Origin of the sequence: Oscillochloris sp. ZM17-4 (assembly GCF_019599295.1) — a bacterium.
Classification (GTDB): Bacteria; Chloroflexota; Chloroflexia; order Chloroflexales; family Chloroflexaceae; genus Oscillochloris.
On sequence record NZ_JAIEWN010000050.1, the window covers coordinates 19,541 to 23,783 of the forward strand.

Consider the following 4,243-nt stretch of genomic DNA (forward strand, 5'->3'; position numbering starts at 1 on the left):
CGGGGCATCCGCCCGCTGCCCAACCTGGAGACCAAGTTCGTGGCGGCCAACACCCTGGTCGGCATCGCGCGGGCGGGCCAGATGAGCCTGCGCGACCCGGAGATCGACCAGATGGAGGAGCGGCTGCGCGATGTGCGCGCCCGCCACTTCAGCGCCCGCACGCCGAAGACCAAAGCGAAGTACCGCGAGCAGGACAAGGAGCTGCGGACCAGGCTGGCCGCTCTGCTGCGCCGCGACGGCTTCTCGGGCGACACGGCGGCGCTGCTGGCCTCCTGGGATCCCTACGACCAGAACGCCTCGGCGTCCTTCTTCGACCGCGAGTGGATGTTCGGCCTGCGCGACGGCTTCGACATCATCATCGCCAACCCGCCCTATGTGCGCCAGGAGCAGATCAGCGAGCTGAAGCCCTACTTTAAGGCGACCTACCCCGAGACCTATAGCGGCACCGCCGACCTGTTCGTCTACTTCTTCCATCAGGGGCTCAACCTGCTGCGCCACGGCGGCCGGCTGGTCTATATCACCAACAACAAGTGGTTGCGCGCGGGCTACGGCGAGAACCTGCGCGGCTTTCTGGCGGCGCAGACGGTGGTTGAACAGCTGGTGGACTTCGGCCACTCGCCGATCTTCGAGGGTGCCGATGTCTTCCCGGCGATTGTCGTGCTGGAAAAGCCGACCAACGGTGTGCCGACCAATCGGCAGGTGTGTGTTGCCGACTTCCCTCGCGAGGCGCTGGGCGGAGACGCCCTGGATGTGTACATCCGCGAGCATAGCCGCGCCGTGCCCCAGGCGCGGCTCTCCAGTGCTGCGTGGAGCCTGGAGAACGCGAGCATTGATGACCTGATGGCGAAGATTCGTCAGGCATGTGTGCCCTTGGGCGAATATGCCGGAGTGAAGCCCTATCGTGGCGTGCTGACAGGCTTCAACGAGGCATTCCTGATCGATACGCCGACGAAAGAGCGGCTGGTGCGCGACGACCCACGCGCTGCGGAGATCATCAAGCCCTACCTACGCGGGCAAGACATCAAGCGCTGGTCACCGGAGTGGGATGGGCTCTGGATGATTGTGCTCAAGTCGAGCGAGAACGCTGCGTGGCCGTGGCGCAATAAACCTGAACACCAAGCCGAGACAATCTTCCAGCAGACCTTTCCTGCACTTCATGCGTTTATGAAGCCAACGGAGGCGAGACTGCGTGCCCGTCAGGACAAAGGCCATTACTGGTGGGAGTTGCGATCCTGTGCCTACTATGATGCGTTTGAATCTCCCAAGCTCATGTACCAGGAGATCCAATTCCATTCCGTCTACAGTAGAGATGCCACAGGCTTTTTCTCAAACAACAAAGTCTTCTTCCTTGAAAAAGACGACCTCTACCTTCTCGCCATCCTGAACTCTCCCTTGATGTGGTGGCACAACTGGCGCTTCCTCCCGCACATGAAGGACGAAGCGCTCAACCCGGCTGGCTTCCTCATCGAGCAACTCCCCATCGCCCCGCCGAGCGACGCCACCCGCGCCGAGGTCGAGCCAGCGGTGGCGCGTCTGATCGCGATCACCCAGGCCGACCAGCAGGCCCGGCGCGAGCTGCACCGCTGGCTACGGGACGAGTTCGGCATCGAGAAGCTCGGGCAGAAGCTAGATGCGTTCGAGCAGCTGAGCGCCGGGGCCTTCGCGGACGAGGTGGCGAAGCGCCGCCCGAAGGCCAGCGCCGCGCTCACGGCGGGGGCGCGGCAGGCGCTCCAGCGCAGCCACAGCGAGCACGCTGCCCCCATTCAGCAGCGGGCGGGCGAGGCGCTGGCGCTGGAGCGCCGCCTCGCCGACCTCGTCAACGCCGCCTACGGCCTGACGCCCGAGGAGATCGCCCTGCTGTGGGAGACCGCGCCGCCGAGGATGCCGGTGGGACGAGGATAAACAAAGGAGCGTCACGATGAAGCAAGGCCGCGTCTTTATGGTCGGACAAACAGAAAACACGCTTATTCCAATGGATGAGTCTGCCTACGCGCGGGAAAAACTGCTTCAGGAGTGGATAGCCGCCTACCCCGACCTGTTGCCGGGCGACCAGATCAGCCCTGAGGCGCCGCGGCGTTGGCTGCTGGTGGCCCGCGAGATGGGAGTGACCGACCCAGAGAGTATGGCTGTCCGCTGGAGCCTCGACCACCTCTTTCTCGACCAGGACGGTGTGCTTACTCTGGTTGAGTGTAAGCGCTCCAGTGACTCACGCATCCGCCGCGAGGTGATCGCCCAGATGTTGGAGTACGCCGCCAACGGGCTCACGCAGTGGAGTGTGGATCTGCTCCGCCGGGCTGCTGCGCAGACTGCCCAAAGTCGCGGGCGCAGCCTCGACGCTGAGTTGCAGGCGCTGCTCGGCGAGCAGCCGGACTATGACATCGAACGCTATTGGCAGCAGGTCGCCGACAACCTGCGCCTGAGTAAAGCTCGGCTGCTTTTTGTCGCCGATAGCATCCCACACGAGCTGCGTCAACTGGTCGAGTTCCTCAACAAGCAGATGCCAGGCATGGAAGTGCTGGCGGTCGAGATTAAGCAGTTTCTCAGCGCAAACGGACAACGGGTGATGGTGCCACGGCTGATCGGCATGACTGAGGCTGCCCGCGAGCAGAAGACGGTCACGCCGACCACTAGGACGACCCGCATGGCCTTCCTGGAGTCCTGCCCGCCCGAGGCGGTGCCGATCTTCGAGCAGATGCTGGCTTTCGCCGACGAGCATGAGTACCTGCTCTACTTCGGCAAAGCCGGATTCTCGATCCGCCCGCTGATTGGGGGCACCTTGACTTCCGTGCTCTACGGGTGGCCGCCGGCCGCCCCGCCAACCCGGATTGAGTTCTATACCGGCTATCTGAGGCTGGTGCCCGAGGCCCTGGCCGCCTTGCGGATGCGGCTTGATGCCCTTGGCATCTTCACGCTCGGCGGCGAGCACACCTATCGGGCTGCGATTACCCCGGCGAGCGCCGGGGCGATCCAGGCCGCCCTGCCGCAAATCTTCGCCCTGGTTGAGGAGTTAGTTGGCGGGGAGGTGTAACGTTATTGAGCACGACGGGTGCTATATCTACACGCAGTAGAGCAGACATAACGCTGTCACGCTGAGCGAAGCGAGGCATCCCGGCGGCGATACGGACACCTGGACGCTTCACTTTGCTCATCGTGATAGGGCGACTTCTGCGGTATTGCCTTATATCCTTCGGAGCGACGGGACAAAATCTAGAAGAAGGCAGCATTGTATGTCAACCCCACTCCAACAAGTAACAGTTCTCACCTCCACGGGTGAGGGCGATTTCTTCACCCCTGACCTCTTACACTATCAGCCTAAACATTTTGTGAGCCCGCCGCTGACAAGGCAAATCGCCGCAGATCTGGCGAAATTTCGCCTTTTAATCTTTGGAGGGAGTCCAATTATTGACAAATACTCCCTAGCCCTCCACATTGCCTGGTATCTACAAGATGAATTGGCGCAACCAAGCACGGAAAAGAGGCAGCCAAAACAACTTGTAATCCTAGAGTGGAAACGTAGTGGCGCAAAAAGCATCGATCTTGCATTACAGGAACACGAAGAAAGTGCCATCTTTGTTCTACCTCAACTCCTGCCACAGCATATCAACCACGATCTTCGTCGTCTTTCAGGAGTTATTAGAGAGCGAGGGCATTATGTGCTTGTGACTGCTGAGGAAGATGGCCGCTGGCGTTCGTTGTTCGATGCAGCAGCTTTCCGTCATTTCTGGAAGGATCTTCAGCCCGAACAGATTTACACGGAAAGCTACTTGGCTAATGTTTTACGGCATAATCTCGTTGGTTCCGCAACGAAATTTCCAAGTTTTATACTAAGCAATATTCTCATCGAAGGGAAAATAGGTATATATTCGCTCCATGATATTGCCACACGACTAAAAACACCAGAAAATATTGCGGACTTTGTTAGTCTAATTGCTATTGCTGCCGAGAATGGTTCCATTACAGATGGGGATATTGAAAGTGGCCTACGTGATTCGCAAGGCAATCTGACTCGATACCGTCAATGGTTTTATAACCTTCAAGGCCAACGCGAAAAGTTACTTGTACTCGCTTTAAATTTCTTTGATGGCCTTATTGATGAGCAATTCTTTGCTGCGGTCGATCTCCTTGCTGAGCGGGCATGGTTGCGACGCGAGCCGTCGCTCCAATCGCTCGATTACTATGACTTTGATAAATTGCATAAGTTCTTTCGTTAGGCATGTTTCAAACGCACTTGACAGTTTGGGCC

General features: G+C 59.1%; 3 protein-coding genes. All 3 read left to right on the top strand.

What is annotated here, in order from left to right; all coding sequences use genetic code 11:
* A partial coding sequence (locus tag K2Z83_RS23830) for an Eco57I restriction-modification methylase domain-containing protein (protein ID WP_220597675.1) occupies positions 1-1,902 on the top strand: 1,902 nt, incomplete at its 5' end.
* 16 nt (positions 1,903-1,918) lie between these two features.
* The gene (locus K2Z83_RS23835; RefSeq protein ID WP_220597676.1) at positions 1,919-3,028 is read left to right on the top strand and encodes a hypothetical protein; all 1,110 of its coding nucleotides are present in this window, start codon (positions 1,919-1,921) and stop codon (positions 3,026-3,028) included.
* Positions 3,029-3,227: 199 nt separating this feature from the next.
* A complete protein-coding gene (locus K2Z83_RS23840) occupies positions 3,228-4,211 on the top strand; it encodes a hypothetical protein (protein WP_220597677.1) in 984 nt (327 codons plus the stop codon).
* Positions 4,212-4,243: the final 32 nt, after the last annotated feature.